At 40.1% G+C, this 20,356-nt stretch carries 13 protein-coding genes and 1 pseudogene; 7 read left to right on the top strand and 7 right to left on the bottom strand.

Annotated features, from left to right (window positions below; genetic code table 11):
- Positions 1–176 precede the first annotated feature (176 nt).
- The 5 genes and pseudogenes from FTU80_RS07865 to FTU80_RS07845 form a co-directional block, all read left to right on the top strand.
- Positions 177–2,792, top strand: coding sequence for a type VI secretion system Vgr family protein (locus tag FTU80_RS07865; protein WP_180084681.1), 2,616 nt, complete (start codon positions 177–179; stop codon positions 2,790–2,792).
- On the top strand, positions 2,789–3,745 hold the full coding sequence (locus tag FTU80_RS07860) for a hypothetical protein (RefSeq protein ID WP_180084680.1): 957 nt from the start codon (positions 2,789–2,791) through the stop codon (positions 3,743–3,745). Before FTU80_RS07865 ends, FTU80_RS07860 begins: the two co-directional genes overlap by 4 nt.
- On the top strand, positions 3,738–6,512 hold the full coding sequence (locus FTU80_RS07855; RefSeq protein ID WP_180084679.1) for a T6SS effector BTH_I2691 family protein: 2,775 nt from the start codon (positions 3,738–3,740) through the stop codon (positions 6,510–6,512). The genes FTU80_RS07860 and FTU80_RS07855 overlap by 8 nt, the downstream gene beginning before the upstream one ends.
- A gap of 3 nt (positions 6,513–6,515) precedes the next feature.
- Entirely contained in the window at positions 6,516–7,292 is a 777-nt protein-coding gene (locus FTU80_RS07850; protein ID WP_180084678.1) for a putative type VI secretion system effector, read from the top strand.
- A 108-nt stretch (positions 7,293–7,400) separates the two neighbouring features.
- Positions 7,401–7,655 (top strand): annotated as a pseudogene (locus tag FTU80_RS07845) (transposase); the annotation flags it as partial.
- A 42-nt stretch (positions 7,656–7,697) separates the two neighbouring features.
- Here the strand turns inward: FTU80_RS07845 and FTU80_RS07840 are convergent.
- The 7 genes from FTU80_RS07840 to FTU80_RS07810 form a co-directional block, all read right to left on the bottom strand.
- A complete protein-coding gene (locus FTU80_RS07840) occupies positions 7,698–9,101 on the bottom strand; it encodes an efflux transporter outer membrane subunit (protein ID WP_180084754.1) in 1,404 nt (467 codons plus the stop codon).
- A gap of 10 nt (positions 9,102–9,111) precedes the next feature.
- Positions 9,112–11,091, bottom strand: coding sequence for a MacB family efflux pump subunit (locus FTU80_RS07835; RefSeq protein WP_180084677.1), 1,980 nt, complete (start codon positions 11,089–11,091; stop codon positions 9,112–9,114).
- A 2-nt stretch (positions 11,092–11,093) separates the two neighbouring features.
- On the bottom strand, positions 11,094–12,446 hold the full coding sequence (locus FTU80_RS07830) for a MacA family efflux pump subunit (RefSeq protein WP_180084676.1): 1,353 nt from the start codon (positions 12,444–12,446) through the stop codon (positions 11,094–11,096).
- A 137-nt stretch (positions 12,447–12,583) separates the two neighbouring features.
- Positions 12,584–13,567: a DNA polymerase III subunit delta gene (gene holA / locus FTU80_RS07825; RefSeq protein ID WP_180084675.1), complete on the bottom strand. Its 984-nt coding sequence runs from the start codon at positions 13,565–13,567 to the stop codon at positions 12,584–12,586.
- Positions 13,568–13,576: 9 nt separating this feature from the next.
- A complete protein-coding gene (gene lptE / locus FTU80_RS07820) occupies positions 13,577–14,110 on the bottom strand; it encodes an LPS assembly lipoprotein LptE (protein ID WP_078192675.1) in 534 nt (177 codons plus the stop codon).
- A gap of 201 nt (positions 14,111–14,311) precedes the next feature.
- Positions 14,312–16,933, bottom strand: coding sequence for a leucine--tRNA ligase (leuS, locus tag FTU80_RS07815; RefSeq protein WP_180084674.1), 2,622 nt, complete (start codon positions 16,931–16,933; stop codon positions 14,312–14,314).
- A 127-nt stretch (positions 16,934–17,060) separates the two neighbouring features.
- Positions 17,061–17,357: a DUF4124 domain-containing protein gene (locus FTU80_RS07810; RefSeq protein ID WP_373685192.1), complete on the bottom strand. Its 297-nt coding sequence runs from the start codon at positions 17,355–17,357 to the stop codon at positions 17,061–17,063.
- A 744-nt stretch (positions 17,358–18,101) separates the two neighbouring features.
- On the opposite strand from FTU80_RS07810, the gene FTU80_RS07805 reads away from it, so the two are divergent.
- The gene (locus FTU80_RS07805; protein ID WP_078192673.1) at positions 18,102–19,829 is read left to right on the top strand and encodes an acetolactate synthase 3 large subunit; all 1,728 of its coding nucleotides are present in this window, start codon (positions 18,102–18,104) and stop codon (positions 19,827–19,829) included.
- Positions 19,826–20,317 (top strand): acetolactate synthase small subunit, encoded by a 492-nt coding sequence (gene ilvN, locus FTU80_RS07800; protein WP_078189625.1) that lies wholly within the window; start codon positions 19,826–19,828, stop codon positions 20,315–20,317. The genes FTU80_RS07805 and ilvN overlap by 4 nt, the downstream gene beginning before the upstream one ends.
- Positions 20,318–20,356: the final 39 nt, after the last annotated feature.

The raw sequence follows: 20,356 nt of genomic DNA, 5'->3' as shown, positions 1-20,356 counted from the left end.
TATTTTTTTAATGCAGAAATAAATAGAGTAAAAATAACATAAATAATTGATGTGAAAATTTGAATTTTTACTTACATAAAACCCAACAAAGCAGGCAGTTTATGCCTAGAAAAATATGAGTTTTTTTGATTAAATACCCCGCATATTTTATAAAAATCTGATTTTAGATAATAACGATGCTGAACAATATATATTCTGCACTTGAGAAATTGGGCATTAGTCCACAAAAACGTGCCTTGCATATTCAATTTTCCAATACCACGCTGAATGAACAAGTATTCTTGCAACGTATTGATGGGGAACATGCCTTAAGTGAAGGTTTGAATGTTCAGCTCATCTGTCTCTCAACTTCTGCCACCTTAGAACTCAAACAATTTATTGGTACACAAGTCGCAATCGATCAGGTAACCGATGCGGGTCAACTTTTTCGTATTACCGGGATCATTACAGAAGCATTTCAAGGCCAAAGTGATGGTGCATTAACGCTATATAAGTTGACCTTAGAAGATGCAACGGCATTGTGGCATAAGCGTCGTAATAGCCGTGTGTTTATGAATAAATCGGTCAAAGATGTGGTCGAGATTATTTTTAAAGAATGGCAAAAAAAGAGCCCACTTTTTGCAGCGAGCTTAAGTTTGGACTTAAGTGGCTTAAAAAAAGAGTATGACGTTCGACCATTCATGATGCAAAGTAATGAAACCGACTATGATTTTATTACTCGCTTACTACGCAGTGAAGGCATTCATTGGTTGGTTGATGAAGCTCAATCTTTTGTAACATCGTCTGCGGCACCCATCGCAGCCCAAAAGCTACGTTTGATTGATGATAATAGTCAATATCAAGCTTTGGAGCGACGTAATATCCGTTTTCATCGCAGTAGTGCGACTGAAAAAAATGACAGTATGACCAGTTTTATCGGTCAGCGTAGTCTGCAACCGACGTCGGTGCATGTGCAGCGGTGGCAGGCAGATGTGCTTGAACAGGACGAGGGTGGTGGTGCAGTACAAAGCAAGCACCTACATAGTCAAAATCAAGATAATGCGAGCTTAAGCTTAGAGCAAGCATGGCATGTGAGCCCTGCATGGATGCAAGATCTGAATGGTGAAGATGCTGCAACAGCTTCTAATAGTGCTCAAGTTGAACGTCTCAATCAAAATTTTAGTGATTATTATGCAGCTCAAGCCAAACAATTTATTGCTAAAAGTACCGTGCGTGATACACAAGTTGGTTATTGGTTCAAATTGGATGAGCATCCAGAGATTGACCAGCATCGTGGGGCCGATCAAGAGTTTTTGATTTTATCCAAGTCTTTTTATAACCAAAATAATTTACCCAAAGACTTAACCGATCAAGTTACACAACTGATCCATCAAAGTCAGTGGCAAGTCAAACAAAGCGACGCGGATGAACGCCAAGCCAATACTTTGGCTTTACAACGTCGAAATATAACGACCGTCCCTGAATTTAATCCGCTTACACATCGACCAGTAACACATCCACAGCGTGCTAAAGTTGTGGGTCCTGCTGGTGAAGAAATCCATGTTGATGAATGGGGGCGGATAAAAGTTCGTTTTCTGTTTACCCGTTCTGATGATCATGGCCATGATGGCGGTGCAGGTGCGAATAATAATGACACAGACTCGGCTTGGGTTGATGTGGTGACCCCTTGGGCCGGCGAAGGTTATGGAGCGCGTTTCTTACCTCGAGTTGGTGAAATAGTTGTCGTTGATTTCTTTGATGGCAACATTGACCGACCTTTTGTCGTGGGTCGTATTCATGAAGCGCAGCGTAGTCCCACTAAATTTGACAATAAAGGACAATTACCAGATACCAAAAAACTCGCGGGAATTCGTTCTAAAGAAGTGGCGGGAGAGGGATTTGGTCAATTACGCTTTGATGACACCACGGGACAAATTAGTACGCAGTTGCAAAGTAGCCATGGTGCAACACAACTGAATTTAGGTCATTTAAGTCATCCTAAAGAAAAGGCTGAGAGTGAAAGTCGGGGTGAAGGTTTTGAGCTGCGGACCGATCAATGGGGGGCAGTACGGGCTGGGCAAGGTTTGTTGGTGTCGACACATCAGCAAGCACAAGCAGGTGGGGTGCATTTAGCGAGCCATGAAGCCCATACACAAATCGAAAGCGCATTGAATAATGCTAAAGGGCTGAGTGATGTAGCGAAAAACCAAAAGACCGACCCTCTTGAGGTATTGGAGAGTCTTCAAGCCTTTATTGAGATATTAAGTCAGGATGATCAGCAAAAAGCTGCTGAGTTTAAATCGGCTGTCATGCTATTAGCAGCTCCAAATTCGATTGCGCTAAGTTCCAATGAAGATGTACACATTTCAGCAGCTGGTTTGATGAGTCACACTGCTGGCGAGAGTTTGAATATTTCCGCGCAAAAATCCTTAATTGGCCATGCAGGTAAAAAAATCAGTTTATTTGCAGCACAAGATGGTTTACGTGCATTTGCTGGGAAAGGGAAAGTTGAAATTCAGGCACAAGGTGATGGACTCGATCTGATAGCACGTAAGGGTATTCAGATTATTTCAACCGAAGATACGGTATATATCACCAGCCCTAAAGAGATTAATTTAACTGCGGGTGGTTCACAGATCAAACTGAATGGTTCGGGCGTCTTTCCGACTACGAGTGGGAAGTTTGAGGCGAAAGCGGGGCAGCATAAGTTTGTAACACCGGCATCAGTTAATCCGCCAGCACTGAATTTACCGGATTGTTCTGCAAAACAAGAACAAGCTGCTGATTTGGGATCTGCAAAGGTGATTTTATGAGTGAATTTAATATAATAAATATTGGCGGCAATTACTCTAAAGATAAAATATATGCAGATATGGAGAGTCTGCTTGATAAATTTGGACGTTTATTAGTTTTATTAGATGTAACGTTAGAAGCTGACTGTTTTAAAGAATTAAAGCGCATTCTTAAAGAAGAAAATATTATTTATTTACCATTAGCATTGGGAAATAAGTCGAAGGATACCAATTTGTTTTTTGTGGAGATAGCTAATAGAGAAATATTGGGAAAGATTGGAAAAGAAATTTGTGAAAAGATCACAGCTAATTTTGACATTCAAAATAATAAATATTTCGTACATGGATTCGGTGCATCTTTACTTGAAAATAAAATGATAAATGAAAGATTTAAGAAAAGCCTCGTCGTACAAGATATAACCTCAAAAATCTTATTTCGTTGGTATGATCCTAGAGTCTTGAGTTATTTAGATCAAATTTTTCATGAAGTTGAATTGAATAGCTTATTAGGAATATTTGAATCTTGGAAGTTTGTACATCCAACTGGTTATTTTAGTTGGAATAAAACAAAAGATCAGCAATTTATTTCGCGAAAAATATATAAATTATCACCAGAGCAGTCTTTAGCATTAGATCTTATAGAAATCAGTAATCAAGTCTTTGTGCAATCTTTTAACTATGAAGAGATAGACAAAGAAAATTTAAATCCTAAAAATATATTATTAAATTTATATATGGCACATGAAAAAAATAAAGTCGATAGATACGCCGATCTTTTTACATATGGCTTATATGCAGAAATCTTAGGAAGAAATTTTTTAATACATCCGGAAGTAAAAAATATTTTAGAAAAATATTGGGAGCGGGCTGAAACAGAATATGATTTTAATGAAGCAATGAATTTTATTGATCGTGATTTATGGAAAGTAATTAAACAAGATTTAAAAAAATTAGAGATAATGACTCATGGCTAATGATAATAAAAATTCTAAGAAAAATTTAACGGATTTTAAACTTCCGATGCTCACTGGTTCTCAAGGAAAACTCGATCAAGCTAAAAGTAATGAGTGGGCAAAAAATCTTAAAAGTTACGATTTATCGGGTAAAAGGGCACTTGATCCAAAAAGTATTATGGAAAAATCCGGTCAAAATTCAAAAATTTCTGTTCAGTCAATTGATATTAATAAGCAGAGTTCTAAGGCTAAACAAAATGCTGAAAAATGCTCTAACTTTTGTAAAGAAAATGGGTTTTGGATATTACCGTTAAAATATGGAATAGAAAAAAAAGGAATAAATGTTCCAGTATTACCTGAATCTTTAAAGAAAGATCATGCAGGATTACAATTGACTAATTTCAATTATGTTGCCCAAATGGTTACTGAGGGTTTTATTTATGTTTGCATAAAAAGACAGGGCCAGACTAAAGCAGATTGGTTAGGTTATAGGGCAACTAAACATGGCTATATGTCATATTTTAATGTGACAAAACCCGTAGAAGCGGATGTGCCAAATGAATTTGCATGTCAGCAAAATGGTCATAGTGCTATGGCATCTGTAATTACATTACCAAATAAAAGTGGTAAAAAAATTATAGCGGCTTATTTACTTTTGACTCATGACCAAATAAGCACAAAAAAAATGCAGGAATATGAAAATAATGCTGACACTTATGCACAGAATAAAAGATGGCAGAAAATTGACCCTAATCAGTGGGAGGCGAATCAAAAGTCAGATAATTGTTTATCTGTGAATGGGTTGAAAAATGTATATAAATCGAATGGATTTAATGCCAATAATCAAAAAAGCGGGAAAAATGTAAACGCAGGTAGGTGGGAAACTATTAATGGTGTATTTAAAAAAACACCTAATCTTTGTGTAGCATTGGTTTTATATGATCCAATTGGAATAACGAAAAAATTAAATGAAGAGCGTAACGCACAATTTGGTTCTTTAATGAAATACCTTGCAGAAGGTAGTAATCAACATAAATTCGAATCATCTCAAACTGTGGACAGTTTGCAAACCATTATTGAAAATAAACTGATTCGTCAAAATCTTGAGGCTAACGTTGTCGTAAATGAGCAAACGATTAAGATGATATATGCTAAGGGTAAAATACCACAATTCTCAATTAATATAGATCAAAGAGAATATCAAAAGAAAGTAAATGAAATTTGGGAAAAAGCTTCTGCAGCAGAGAAGAAAAAAGCGTTTGAAGAATTTAATAAAAAATATGACATTGAAAAATCGAAAGAAAATATTATTACGGCAGCAAAAGATAAGAGTAGTTCAGAGTGGAATCAAAAATATAAAGATCGTTTCAACTGGGATGCTAAAAATACTTTTGATACAAAAGTTAAGAGTCATATAGATACTGGAGTGAATGCCTCTGCAAATTATGCTAAAGATCACCTTATTTGGATTCAATCTAAGCAACTATTAAACGCCTTGCATGTGTATGATCAAGCGACAACAAATCCATATGGCGCTGCCTTTTATACACGTGTTATGAATATCATGAATGGGATGACGGGTACGGATATTGGTCAAAGTTTGATGGAAAAATGGTTGTTACAAGATAAAGTAACAACTGATAACTTATATCTAAGAGCAGTTTTATATAATCAAAAAGAATTATTTACTAAATTTGAGTCGGCTGCTAATTCCACTGATACTTTGGATTGGGATCAAGGGCAATCTTCCATAAAAGATTTTATAAGTGCAATGTTTGCTGCGGATTCAGCTTGGGAACAATGGTTAAAATTAAATGGTGATAAAGTTGAAAAACTTGGTTGGAACCACAAAGGTGTGCTGTTTATTTCTGCAATAACCAGAACTGCAGTTAAATGGAGTTTAAAATATAACGCTAAAGATGCTATTTCTAGGGGATTGTCTAGAATTTCTTTAATAGCTTATGCTCATGGAGGAGTCCTTAAAGACAAAGTACCTAAATATTCATTGTTATATAATGCAGATTTAAGAATGGCTAAGCACGGAAGTAGTTTGAGTGCTACCCAAATTCAAACGAATTGGAAGAATCTTCAATCAAGTGCTACAGCAAAAAAGATAAAAGAGATTTTAAGTAGTTCTTCAACGGCTACTTCTTTAAGGATATCAGGTGTTGTTGCTCTCTTAGAATTAATCAACTTTGGAAGCAAAGGTGGTAAATTACTCAATGACCCAAATTGGGAAAATAGTACAGGTGCGATAGCCGGAATGTTCTCGTTAACAGCAGCAACTCTAGATATTTCATCAAATGGTATGGAAGCTTTAAGTTTTGCTCAAAAAGCAGAGAAGATAAAAATCTATGGTGCTTCATTTGCTGTTGCTGGTTCAGTTTTTTCATTTTTTAGTGATTTTATTGGATTTATAAAAGAAAAGAATGGTTGGATTGCTGCACTACTATTTATTAAATTAGGAAGTTCATTTGCTATGATCGGGGTTGGTTTGGGGATTATTGTGCAGTTGCCTATTTTAAAATCGAAAATGATGGAGCTAAGTGCGAAGTATATTCTTTTGGAAAAGTTAATAGAGTTACAAGTAATGAGGGCAGCAGCTATTTTAAACTGGTTTGGTTTATCTTTAACTATATTGATCATAATTTTAAAAAAATTTGTTTTACCAAATGATTTACAAGTTTGGTGTTCAAATTCAGCTTGGGGTATGGCTAAAGATTCTGATAAATACAAAACTTTAGAACTTGAAGAAAAAGCGTTTAATGAAGCGATTCAGGGGATTTGATAAATGCAAAAATTAGTAAAAATCGAAGGCTATATTAATAATCTTGAAGTAGAAGACTCTAAAATTTTGTCCATTGGTAATTTAGGTAAACATGCTGCGAATACTGCGTTAATTGGTACATTGGCTGGAAGTACTTCCTTAATGAGTAACGCGCCCATTATGGCATTAGCTGCAAAAGGTAGAGACGGAGAGACTTTTAGAGGTGAGATTAACGGAATTCGCGTTGTTGGTCAGTTCACTGGTGTAAAGTTTAAAAATAATACACCTTTAATTATGGTCATAAGTGAAGAGCAAGAGGAAGGATACCATTTTGTATATGCAGCTTTAGATCCTAAAAAGGGGCTTTTACACATGCCATATGAAATGGGGCGCTCTAAAAAGAAAACTTATTTAACATCAATAAAATATGCAATTATTTTCTCATTAGTAATGATTATTCTTGCTAGTGCAATAGCTGTTATGCAATATTTTAGCGGAGATTTTACAATAGATGAAATTAAGTTGAATCTAATGATTTTTTATCCTGTTGGTATTCTATTTTCATTTTTCCTAATGTTTTGCTTTTTATTGGGTAAAAATAACTTGAGAGAATTAGCGCAAGTTTCAGAAAATGTATTTGAAATGCTCAATTTTTCAGATGTAAAAGAACAAGACTTATATAAATCTAGGCTTATAGATAGTGAAGGCTTTTACCCGAGTGTGATGAAATATAGAGATGTTTTGATAGGAAAAGACCCTTTTCCTGAAGACTATTTTGACAAGAAAAATGAAAAAAATTGAAGGCAAGTTGCAAAATATTGAAATCGTACACTCTAAGATTCTGATATCTTGAATGGCTTTGTTGCACAAACCTATCGTTAAGGGCTTATTCCACAATGTAATTTTCAAATGAATAAGCCTACACACAAAATCTACCGCACAACCAATTGGCCCGCATATAACAGAGCTCTCATTAATCGTGGGAATATTGCTATTTGGTTCGATCCAAAGACCCATTGGTATGCATAATCACAAGGTAAACAAGGTCGAAATAAAACTTACTCTGACACCGCTATTCAATGTTGCCTAATGATTAAATCCCTATTTCGACTCTCTTTACGCATGGTTACAGGTTTTGTTCAAAGCCTGATTAAGCTTTGGGGAAATGAAATAAAAAGCCCCTCAGGGCTTTTCTATTATCAATGTTTAAGGCAACTGCTTAATCGGACTGCCACCCAACGCCTGCATCAAAGTCACATAAGCATTGTATTGACTTTGCTTCGTCTGAACCAAAGAAAGTCGCGCATTACGTGTGGTCTCCTGTGCATCAAGCAAGTTTTTCAACGCAATTGCACCATTACGATAACGTACTTCAGTCAAACGCTCAGTCTTTTCTGCAAGCTGTACATTACGCTCTTGCAAAGCAACTTGCTGACTTAACTCAGTACGATTAGACAGTGCATTTTCCACATCGGCAAAAGCCTGATACAAGGTCTGACGATATTGAATAATAGATTTTTCATAATCTAAATCACTAATCGCAAGGTCTTTCTTCATATCGTTATATTGCAAGAAAGGTAAACTTAAACTTGCACCCAAAGCCAAAGTAGGGTTTTGTAATAAATTACTCAAAGAGGTACTACTCGAGCCTAAACTGCCAGTCAAACTAATTGAAGGGTAGTAACTCGCTTTCGTTGCATCTTTATTTGCCAAAGCTTTACGTAATCTTAATTCGCTCGCTTGTAAATCTGGACGGCGAGACAACAACTCGGCTGGTAAACCCGCTGCAATCGTCGGTAATGCAATTCGAGGTAGGCGCTGCGGCTCTGAAATATTCAGTTGTTGCACTGGTTGATGCAATAACACAGCCAATGCAGTACGTGTTTCCACTTTTTGTTGGGCAATTTGGCTTAAGGTCGATTTTTGACTTTGGACCGACTGTTCTGCTTGCGTTAGATCTAAACCTGACACAGCACCGGCTTTATATTGCACCTTGACCAAGTCATAGGTTTTTTGCGTACTGGCTAAGTTTTGCTGCGCAATACTGTAGCGCTCATTTAAATAGCCAAGTTGCCAATATAGGTTTGCTGTTGTTGCAATCAAGCTTTGGGCAGTGGCTTGTAGGTCCTGTTCAGTCGCTAAAGCTTCCCATTTTGCGGCCTCAGTCTGGCTAGCCAAACGACCAAATAAATCTACTTCATAACTAACGCCACCACTGAGTGATACACCTTTTGAGGAATCATCACCTGAGTTAAGGTCAAAGTTATGTCCAGTTGAAACACTTGAACTCACGCGTGGCCCTTGTTTATTTTCAGCCAAACCTGCTTGTAGTCGAGCTTGCTGTAAATTAATACCTGCTACAGCAAGGTCTGTATTGGCAGCTAAAACTTGATTCACCAACTGGTTTAATTGAGCATCATTAAACAATGTCCACCATTGGTCAGCATAAGTATCTGCATGTACTTGCTGACTCATGGCTTTCGCATTTTGAAATTGCGTCGGGATTTGTGTTGCAGGAGCTTCATACGGGGTCTTAACCACAGCGGCACAGCCGACTAAGCTACTTCCGAGAATGAAGGCACTTGCAAGTTTAGTTAAGGTCATTTGCATCATTATTTCCTTATTCGCGAGAAAGCGCATCGACAGGGTTAAGCTGTGCGGCATTACGTGCAGGAATAAAGCCAAACACAATACCAATCATACTTGAGCAGACAAATGCAGCAACGATAGACGTTGTTGAATAGGCCATTTGGAATGTTCCACCGGCAAAATGACTAATCAATTGTCCAATACCTAAAGATAATAAAACCCCAAGCACACCGCCTAAGATACACACCAACACCGCCTCAATCAGGAACTGTTGCAGAATGTCACTTTGACGGGCACCCACGGCCATACGTACACCAATTTCTTGAGTACGCTCAGTCACAGAAACCAACATAATGTTCATGACTCCGATACCACCTACGATCAATGAAATCACCGCAATAGCAGAAACTAACAAGGTCATCGTTTGAGTAGTTTGTTGAATGGTTTCACGGATACTATCGGAGTTTTGTGTAAAGACATCTTGCGCGCCATGACGTTGCACTAACAAGTTTAATATGGCGTTTTCAGCAGCGGCACTTGGGTATTCATCTTTTACTCGAACAATGATGCTACGTACGTTCGACTGCCCCAGCATACGACTCATAACCGTTGAATAGGGCAAATACACATTCAGGCTATCTGAGTTACCCATCATGCTTTTTTGTTCTTCGATCACGCCAATGATACGGCTCGGCACACTGCCTAATAAAATCACTTGACCCACAGGGTTGGTGCCATCTGCAAAGAAGGTATTTTTAGTATTACTATCAATCACCACATCTTGCGCTTGCTCAGTCACGCTTTCTTTATCAAAAGGCTGACCCGAAGCGAAGTTCATTCCTTTGACATAGAAGAAATCTTCACTCACGCCATTCACTGTGGTCGACGCTTCTGTATCTTTAAAACGTGCTGTAACAGATGAATTGACTGAAGGACTAACGCCATCGACATAAGGTTGTTCCGCAAGGGCCGTCGCATCGGCTGGAACCAATGTTTTTACTTGCGATGATCTTGAGTTATCACCAAAGCCTCGACCTTGATACACCGTGATGGTATTGGTACCTAAACTGCTGATATTTTCTAAAATCTGCTTTTGCGAACCATTCCCAAGAGCCACAACAGAAACCACAGAAGCGATACCAATAATGATCCCGAGCATGGTTAAAAATGTACGCATCCGGTGAGCATTCATGGCTAAAATCGCCATACGGAAGGCTTCACCTAAACGGTCAACGGCAGAGCGCCAGCTTGAGGTTTTTTTCTGTGTGTTTGGAACGAGTTGTTGTTTTTCTAAAGGTTCATCATCTGTTTCAGGTACATTGGGCTGATCTGAAATGATGTTACCATCTGAAATTTCAATAATTCTAGTCGCATTTTTTGCAACATTATGGTCGTGCGTGACCAAAATAATGGTATGACCTTTGGCATTGAGTTCGCGCAAAATCCGCATCACTTCAATACCACTATTCTTATCCAATGCACCGGTGGGTTCATCGGCAAGAATAACATCACCACCATTCATGAGGGCACGCGCAATCGATACACGTTGTTGCTGACCACCCGAGAGTTGGCTCGGACGGTTTTGAGTTTTTTCACCCAGTCCTAAGTCAGTCAGCAGTTGCTTGGCACGTGCATTGCGTTCGGTTGCATCTGTACCGGCATAGATTGCAGGAACTTCGACGTTACCAGCAGCATTCAAATCACCGAGTAAGTGATAGCGCTGGAAAATAAAGCCAAAATATTCACGGCGTAACTGTGCCAGTTCATCTGGTTCAAGTTCACGGGTTTCACGCCCCTTGACTTTGTAACTACCATTGGTTGGCTTATCTAAACACCCCAAAATGTTCATGAGGGTAGATTTACCAGAACCGGACTGACCTACAATCGCCACCAGCTCACCTGGGTAAATCTCAAGATTAACCCCTTTTAGAATCTGGACTGTGCTTTCACCGGCAGGGAATTCACGCGTCAGATTCTTGACCTCGAGTAGAGGTGTTTGATGTTGACTCATGATTACATTCTCATTGGGCCGCCAGCACCACCACGGTTGCTGCGTTTCGCTGAATCATTAGAGGTATCTGAACCGTCGGCAATCACGACTTTGTCACCTTGTTTTAAGCCACGGATCACTTGTGCGGTCACACGGTTATTTAAACCGAGTAATACCTGTTGTGGTTGAGCTGAACCATCGGCTTGTAGTACACGAACCATCGCAACGCTGGCTTTACCTTGTTTGACCAATGTTTTTTCAGCTTCAGTCAGTTCTAAACGTTTAGGACGGTTTGGAGTGTCTTTGTTCGATCTAGCTTCTGCGCTGGCTTTTTTATCAGCAGATTCACCATTTGCAGATGCATTATTACGTCTACGTTGTGGACGGTTCGAGGTTTGAACGGCTGCGGCAGGTACAGTCAAGACATTCTTGGCTTCATCTAAAATGATATACACCTGAGCAGTCATATCAATACGCAATTTACCGTCTTCATTTGGGACATCAAATAACGCATTGTAGTAAACCGCAGTACTTGAAGACGAAGAGGTGTTGTTGTTACTTTCGGTGTTAATTGAGTTTGGCGCAGGTTCAACTTGGCGCAGGGTAGCATAGTGTTTTGTTTCACTGTCGCCCAAGGTTGTAAAATAGACGTTTTGACCTTCTTGGACTTTCATCACATCGGCTTCAGAAATTTCCGCTTTAATGGTCATGGTGTCGAGTTTTGCCAATTTCACAATGGTTGGCGCACTTTGGTTGGCATTTACGGTTTGACCTTCTTCAGTCACAATCGCCACGATGGTTCCATCCATAGGTGCAACAATTTGTGTATAGCCTAAGTCTTCTTTTGCAGTCGCTAAAGTTAAACGTGATTGTTCGATTTGTGCATTAATGGCTGCAATATCAGCTTGCGCAGTTTTATAACTTGCTAGCGCAGATTCAAGTTCTGCACGACTAGTCGCGTCTTGAGCGTACATTGCTTGTTGACGATTATATTCAGCTTGGACTTTTGCAAGATTTGCTTGTTTAACTGCCAATTGCGCTTGTTGGTTTTTGATGCTGGCTTCTGCAGTTTTTAAATCATTTTCCTGACGTACCGAGTCAATACGGGCAATCAGCTGACCTTGTTTCACTTCATCACCGAGTTGCACATACATCTTTTTCACCTGACCAGAAACCTGTGCACCAACACTCACCATTTTGGTTGCTTCAAGTACACCTGTTGCAAGTACAGAGTTTTCAATGTCACCACGACTCACTTCAGCAGTAATATATTGCGGCTGAGTTTCTTTAGGTTTTAGGAAATGCCATGCAGTGACAGCGATTGCCAAAGCAACGATGATGGCTACGATCAATTTTGCTGGTTTTATTTTTGGCATGATTGGCAGTTAAAAGTTTATAAAGATGATTGAATTATAAGATTTAAATACGGACAAATTGTGAACTTTTTGAACAAACAGTAATGATAATTATTCTTTTATACTGGAATGCAAGTTATTACAGCCTTTTCATTAGACTAGAAGAGTCTGCGCCCACACAAGCTGGCAATAGCTTGTTGTACCAAGTGCTCAGGATTTTCATGACCTAAACCTTTTATTGACGCGTCTAAACGAAGTAATAGGGCAGGCCAAGTCAAAAAATCGTTCGCATTTAAACGGCGTAACGCTTGTTGATACAGCCCGACTTTGGTTTTCCAAATACCGATTTGCAAGGCATTTTGTGGCTGCTCAAACAGTTGCATCAGCAAACGCATTTCCTTACTGATACTCCATAAAATCAGCGACATCGGCTCGCCTGAAGCGATTAAGTATTGAAAAATTTTAATTGATTGCGCCAAATTGCCTTGCAGCATGGCATCATTTAAATCGTAAGTGGTATAGCGTGACTGATCTTGTAAGCAAGAGTACAGATGATCAATCTGAATCATCTCTGCTTCAGGAAAAGTATCTGCAACACGCATTAAACTATTTTTTGCCGCCAGTAAATTGTGCTCATGATGCTGTTCTAGCCATTGCCAAGCATCATTGGCGAGTTTAATGCCGAGCTTTTGTGCTTCAACGGCCAAAATTTGCTGACGATCTTTAGGGTAGTTTGCAGTCAGTGCAACATTGACTCCATTGGCATCAATGGTTTGGAAAAAACTGGTCTTTAAACTCGCACTGTCTTGCTTCGGCATGACCACGAGCAGCAAGTTACTTTCATTTTGCTGCAAATAGCTTTTTAACAGTTTTAGTCCATTGGCATCGGGTTTAATGCTGCCATGTGCCTCAATTGCCAATTGACTGGAAAATAATGACAAGCTATTTAAAGCATTAAAGACATTTTTCCAATCAGCAGCAGAGCTAATGTCATACCGTTGACGCTCGATTTCTCTAGCGCTCCAACTCTTACGAAATGCATCCAGGAGATTTTGTTCAAGTAATGGCTCTTGACCATGTAGCACCCAGGCACCTTGCGCTTCATCTACACGTTTTAATGCCTGAAGATAGTCAAGTTTCATAAATCAAAATTACTCAGCTTTGGTTGGTGCAGTTAGTGGGTTTGCTTTCGGTAAGCGGTTTGATGAAATTTGGCGCACGATCTGTTGTGCAATGTCATCAATAATCACTTGTTTTAAATATTTTTCTTCTTGGTCATCGGTGTTCACGGTTGCAACGTCGTATTGGTAGCTACGTGTTGCCATCAATGTACGGGGTTCAGTTACAGGATTGCCTTGAGCATCTTCAATTTGGAACGTCACGTTCAAGCGCAGTAAAGTTTCAACCAATTTACCATTGAGTTCTAAACGACGTGGAGTGTAATCCAACACATGTAAGACATAGGCATTTTGATTATTACTCAGTTGCACACCCGCAGAACCTAAATAAATCGCTAACTTTTCATGTAAGTCATCCGTATCTTCAGGAAGTGCCAATCGCATATTGGAATAGGCTACAGGTACAGCAGCAGGGTTGGTGCCTTTTAAATGAAAACCACAACCGACCATGCCTGCGCTCAGGCCCATAGTTAATACAATTGCAGCAACACGTTGAACCAAGTGCATAAAGTGTCCTCTGTTTCCCGAAGGGATAATGTTGAAATCCTGTGTGGATTGTAAAGTCAAAGCCCGTTGACTGGCAACGGGCTTTGTTTGGGAATTGTTTTTTAATCCCTCCCGACCTCCCTTTAAAAAAGGGAGGAGATCCGATTTTTTGTTGGGAGCGGGAAGTCCCCCTTTTATAAAGGGGGATTTAGGGGGATTAAATTAAACCACCAAATTCACTAATTTATTCGGCACAACAATCTCTTTCTTGGTTGGACCAGTCAAGAATTGCTGAACTTCAGGTAATGCTTTTGCTTGCGCCAGAATGTCATCTTTAGAGGCATCGACAGACACTTCTAATTTGCCACGAAGTTTACCGTTCACTTGCACTACAATCGTTTGTGTATTGCGAGTCAGCGCAGATTCATCTACCGCAGGGAAGCGTGCTGATGTTAATTCGATACCAAACTCAGCCAATAAGGTTTGGCTTAAATGTGGTGCAAAAGGAGCAAGTAAAGTTAGAAGGGTAATGATTGATTCACGTGCAACGGCAACGTCATTGTCATCTTTGGCTTCAAACTTATTGTTTGCATTCAAAAGTTCCATCATCGCAGCAATTGCGGTGTTGAAGGCGTGACGACGTGCAATGTCATCACCCACTTTTTGAATGGTTTCGTGTGTTTTACGACGCAAGTCTTGTGCGGCGGTAGATAGTGTCGCTTTGTCGATGTTTGCAGCAGAGTTGCCTTGTTCAAGGAAACCAGATGCTAGGCGCCATACACGTTTTAAGAAACGGTTTGCACCTTCAACACCTGCGTCAGACCATTCTAGTGATTGATCTGGTGGTGCCGCGAACATCATGAATACACGTGCAGTATCTGCGCCGTATTGATCAATAATCGCTTGCGGGTCGATACCGTTGTTTTTCGATTTCGACATTTTTTCTTGACCGCCAACCACGACATCTTGACCATCACCTTGATATTTCGCAGAAATGATACGGCCTTTTTCATCACGTTCTAAATCGATGTCAGCAGGGTTAAACCAAGTCTTCTTACCTGAATCAGCTTCACGGTAGTAAGTATCCGCAAGCACCATACCTTGTGTTAAAAGGTTAGTGAATGGTTCGTTACCTTGAACGACGCCTTCATCACGCATCAATTTGTGGAAGAAGCGTGCATAAAGTAAATGAAGAATTGCGTGTTCAACACCACCGATGTATTGGTTCACAGGTAACCAAGTTTGACCCGCTTCAGGTTTCACCATACCGTCAGTGAAATCTGGAGATGCATAGCGTGCATAGTACCAAGATGATTCTACAAAGGTATCCAAAGTATCTGTTTCACGACGAGCATCGCCACCACAGCATGGGCAAGTGGTTTCATAGAACTCAGGCATTTTGTTGAGTGGATTGCCTGAACCGTCTGGAACCACGTCCGTTGGCAATACAACTGGAAGTTGTTCTTCAGGTACTGGAACCTGACCACATTTTTCACAGTTGATCATAGGAATTGGACAACCCCAATAACGCTGACGAGAAACACCCCAGTCACGTAAACGGAATTGAACTTTTACATTTGCAAGCTTTTGAGGCTCAAGTTTTGCAAGGAATGCATCGAATGCGCCTTGGAAATCTAAACCGTCAAATTCGCCTGAATTCACCAGTTTGCCTTCTTTAGAACCGTACCATTCTTGCCAAGTGGTTGCGTCAAAGTATGCATCGTCTGCACCTTTGGCATCAATCACTTGCTTGATGGTTAAGCCATATTTGTTGGCAAATTCGAAGTCACGTTCATCGTGTGAAGGCACTGCCATCACCGCACCTGAACCGTAAGACATCAAGACGTAGTTTGCGATCCAAACAGGAACTTCTTCACCTGTAACTGGGTGCTTCACAGAAAGACCAGTTGCCATGCCTTTCTTTTCAGCAGTCGCAAGATCAGCTTCTGCAACAGAACCCATACGGCACTCTTCGATAAATGCAGCAAGCTCAGGATTGCTTTCCGCAGCTTTAAGTGCCATCGGATGTTCTGCTGCAACCGCAACATAAGTCACACCCATGAGTGTGTCAGCACGAGTGGTAAATACAGTTAAACCATCTGCATAAACGTCTGGATTCGCTGAAGGGAAGGTAATTTCCATACCCTGTGAGCGACCAATCCAGTTACGTTGCATGGTTAAAACTTGCTGTGGCCAGCCGTCTTTTAATGTTTCTAAATCGTCAAGTAATTCTTGCGCATAGTCAGTGATGCGGAAGTAGTACATTGGAATATCACGTTTTTCGACCAATGCACCAGAACGCCAGCCACGACCATTTTCAACTTGTTCGTTTGCTAAAACAGTTTGGTCTACAGGGTCCCAGTTCACTGTTGAAAGCTTACGGTAAATTAAACCTTTTTTATAAAGCTGAACGAATAACCATTGTTCCCAACGGTAGTATTCAGGTGTGCAAGTTGCAAATTCACGATCCCAATCTACAGAAAGACCTAACTTTTTAAGCTGATTACGCATGTAATCAATGTTTTCAAAAGTCCATTTTGCAGGAGCGACTTGATGGGCAATCGCCGCATTTTCAGCAGGTAGGCCGAAAGCATCCCAACCCATGGGTTGTAGCACAGTTTCACCTTGTAAGCGGTGGAAACGGCTGATCACGTCACCAATCGTATAGTTACGCACATGACCCATATGCAGTTTGCCACTTGGATAAGGAAACATAGAGAGGATATAACGACGTGGTCCTTCTACTTGGTCGGCAACTTTAAAGGCTTTGCGATTTTCCCAGTCTTGTTGGACTGTAGGTTCAATCGCACTGGCTTGATATTCAGGGTCAATGTGAGTAGTCATAAACGTAAATAGAAATAACGGTTAAAAAGTTTGTGCTACAGCATAGCGCAAAATACGCCTAGAGTGAATTTTGCGATGCTGTGTAGATGTAAATAATTTAAGTCAAAATTGAAGGCTTTGGCGTAAATTATTGTGGTGCGGAGGCTACGGCTTGACCTTGGCGGAGCGCTGCATTGGCTTCGCGTTGTTGTTCCGCCAGTTGCTCATTTTGTTCATTCGACTGTTCGGCTTCACGTGAAACCTCTTCTTGGTTTTTTGCTGGAATTGATTGCGTAGTCGTTGTTGCACCATAGGTATTCACTTTACCTTTACGCTGCGCATTTTTTGGCGGTGGCGTGGTGGTGTAATGCGTTGAACCTTTTGCATCCACCCACTTGTAATATTCTTTCGCTGAAAGGTCCAAACTGGTCAGGCAAAATGCCATGCTAGATAAAATACAGGCAGTGCGAGCAATCGTCGTCTTCATCATAAATTCAGTCCCAAAGTTAGAGTGATCATGCAAAATTATGCTGAAAATTTTGCGCTTTTTTGACAGTAGAATCTATGCATTTTTTAGCACAAAGGATAAAAGGGGCATCGTGTGGGATGAATAACTTTGTGAATGATGAATTGTGGAATTAATAAGCAATCAAAATATTGTGTTTTTATCATTTGATCCATGCCTTAAGTTGAAAGTGAGGCAATTGAATTAAAAACCCACAGCAATTCATTTAATTTATTTATTAGATTTATAAAAGTATTTTATTAAATGCATGCTAACTGGTTATAAATAAACAAACTACAAAGAATGCAAAGAACGGGAGTGTGCTTAAAAAACAAACGGTCTGTAAGTAATCAGAAAAAAGCCCATTTTTAAACTTGACTTTAATGGTTGAAACTACAAAAATGCTGTCTTTAGTTTTATATGCCTTAGATCGATCACCCTTCGAATGAGTGCATTTTAGCAATGGACTTCTTCTCTAGCCGAGAGGTTGAACAAAGCCAACAAAATATGTTTATCCCAACATGTTTTAGACCCCATATTGCTCAAACAGCAAGCAGGTCAGATTTTTTTCTTATTGCTATGAAAACTATGAAATTTGTGTGCTATAACAGAGCACACAGTTAATGAATTAACCACGACAAATGCCCTCCATTTGTGCGTGAAAAAAGATTAGGGTGAATCACGTTGGAACTTTTATCTGGTGGTGAAATGCTTGTTCGCGCTTTAGCGGACGAAGGCGTTGAACATGTTTTTGGATACCCAGGCGGCGCAGTACTGCATATTTATGATGCGCTATTTCAACAAGAAAAAATCAATCATTACCTAGTGCGCCACGAGCAAGCTGCTGGTCATATGGCTGATGCTTACTCACGTGTCACAGGTAAAACAGGTGTCGTACTGGTGACATCTGGTCCGGGTGCAACAAATACCGTAACTCCAATTGCAACTGCCTATATGGACTCAATCCCAATGGTGATTTTGTCAGGTCAGGTTGCAAGCCATCTTATCGGTGAGGATGCGTTCCAAGAAACGGATATGGTCGGTATTTCGCGCCCAATCGTAAAACACAGCTTCCAAGTACGTCATGCAAGCGAAATCCCTTCGATTATTAAGAAGGCATTTTATATCGCTTCAAGTGGCCGTCCGGGTCCTGTTGTTGTTGATATTCCAAAGGATGCGACGAATCCAGCAGAGAAATTTGCTTACGAATATCCTGAAAAAGTGAAAATGCGTTCGTATCAACCGCCGCATCGTGGTCACTCAGGTCAAATTCGTAAAGCAATTGATGAATTGATTCATGCTAAACGCCCAATTATTTATTCAGGCGGTGGTGTGGTTCAAGGCAACGCTTCTGCACAGTTGACAGAACTTGCACATTTATTGGGTTATCCAGTAACCAGTACTTTAATGGGTCTTGGTGCGTATCCGGGCAATGATGAACAATTCATTGGTATGTTGGGTATGCATGGTACTTATGAAGCCAATATGACGATGCACAATGCAGATGTGATTTTGTGTGTAGGTGCGCGCTTCGATGACCGTGTAACCAATAACCCAGCGAAATTCTGTCCAAATGCGAAAGTCATTCATATTGATATTGACCCAGCAACGATTTCAAAAACAATTATGGCGCACATCCCAATTGTGGGTGCAGTAGAGCCTGTATTGACTGAAATGTTGGCGCAATTAAAACAATTGAATGTGTCTAAACCAAATCCTGAAGATATCGGGGCTTGGTGGAAACAAATCAATGAATGGCGCCAAGTTCATGGTTTGAACTATGACAAACCAACTGATGGTTCGATGAAGCCACAGCAAGTTGTTGAAGCGTTGGATAAAATTACCAATAGTCAAGCCATCATTACTTCAGACGTTGGTCAACACCAAATGTTTGGTGCGCTTTACTACAAATACACACGTCCACGTCAATGGATCAACTCAGGTGGTCTAGGAACCATGGGTGTAGGTTTGCCATATGCTATGGCAGCTAAACTTGCCTTCCCAGATCAACAAGTAGTGTGTATTACTGGCGAAGCATCGATTCAGATGTGTATCCAAGAACTATCTACATGTAAGCAATATGGCTTGAATGTAAAAATTCTATGCTTGAATAACCGTGCATTAGGTATGGTTAAGCAATGGCAAGACATGAACTACGAAGGTCGTCACTCAAGCTCGTATGTTGAGTCACTTCCTGACTTCCCTAAATTAATGGAAGCGTATGGTCATGTGGGTATTCAAATTGACCATGCAGATGAACTCGAGTCGAAGCTTGCTGAAGCGATGGCGATCAATGACAAGTGCGTGTTTATTAACGTGATGGTTGACCGTTCAGAGCATGTATATCCAATGTTGGTTGCTGGCCAGTCAATGAAAGATATGTGGTTAGGCAAAGGAGAGCGCACACAATGAGACATATTATCTCTGTACTTGTAGAAAACGAAGCAGGTGCGCTTTCACGTTTGGTAGGTTTATTCTCTCAGCGTGGTTATAACATTGAGACATTAAACGTAGCGCCAACAGAAGATCCGACGCTTTCGCGTTTGACTTTAACCACGTATGGCGATGAGCATAAAATTGAACAAATCACCAAACAACTCAACAAGCTTGTCGAAGTTGTTAAAGTTGTTGATTTGTCTGAAGGTGCTCATATTGAGCGTGAATTGATGTTAATTAAAGTCAAAGCACTTGGTTCAGCGCGCGCAGAAATTAAACGTACTGCGGATATTTTCCGTGGACAAATTGTAGACGTAACACCAACGACATATACCATTCAAATCGCAGGTACAACTGAAAAGATAGATGGTTTTATTGATGCCTTAGCTGAAAATACAATTCTAGAAGTTGTACGTTCAGGTGTTTCAGGTATCGCACGTGGCGAAAAAGTTTTAACTATCTAATTTTATATATTCACCTCACTCCTATGGGTGAGGTACTTG

Source organism: Acinetobacter sp. YH12145 (genome assembly GCF_013418335.1).
Taxonomy (GTDB): domain Bacteria; phylum Pseudomonadota; class Gammaproteobacteria; order Pseudomonadales; family Moraxellaceae; genus Acinetobacter; species Acinetobacter amyesii.
This window is presented reverse-complemented; position numbering and strand designations above follow the sequence as displayed.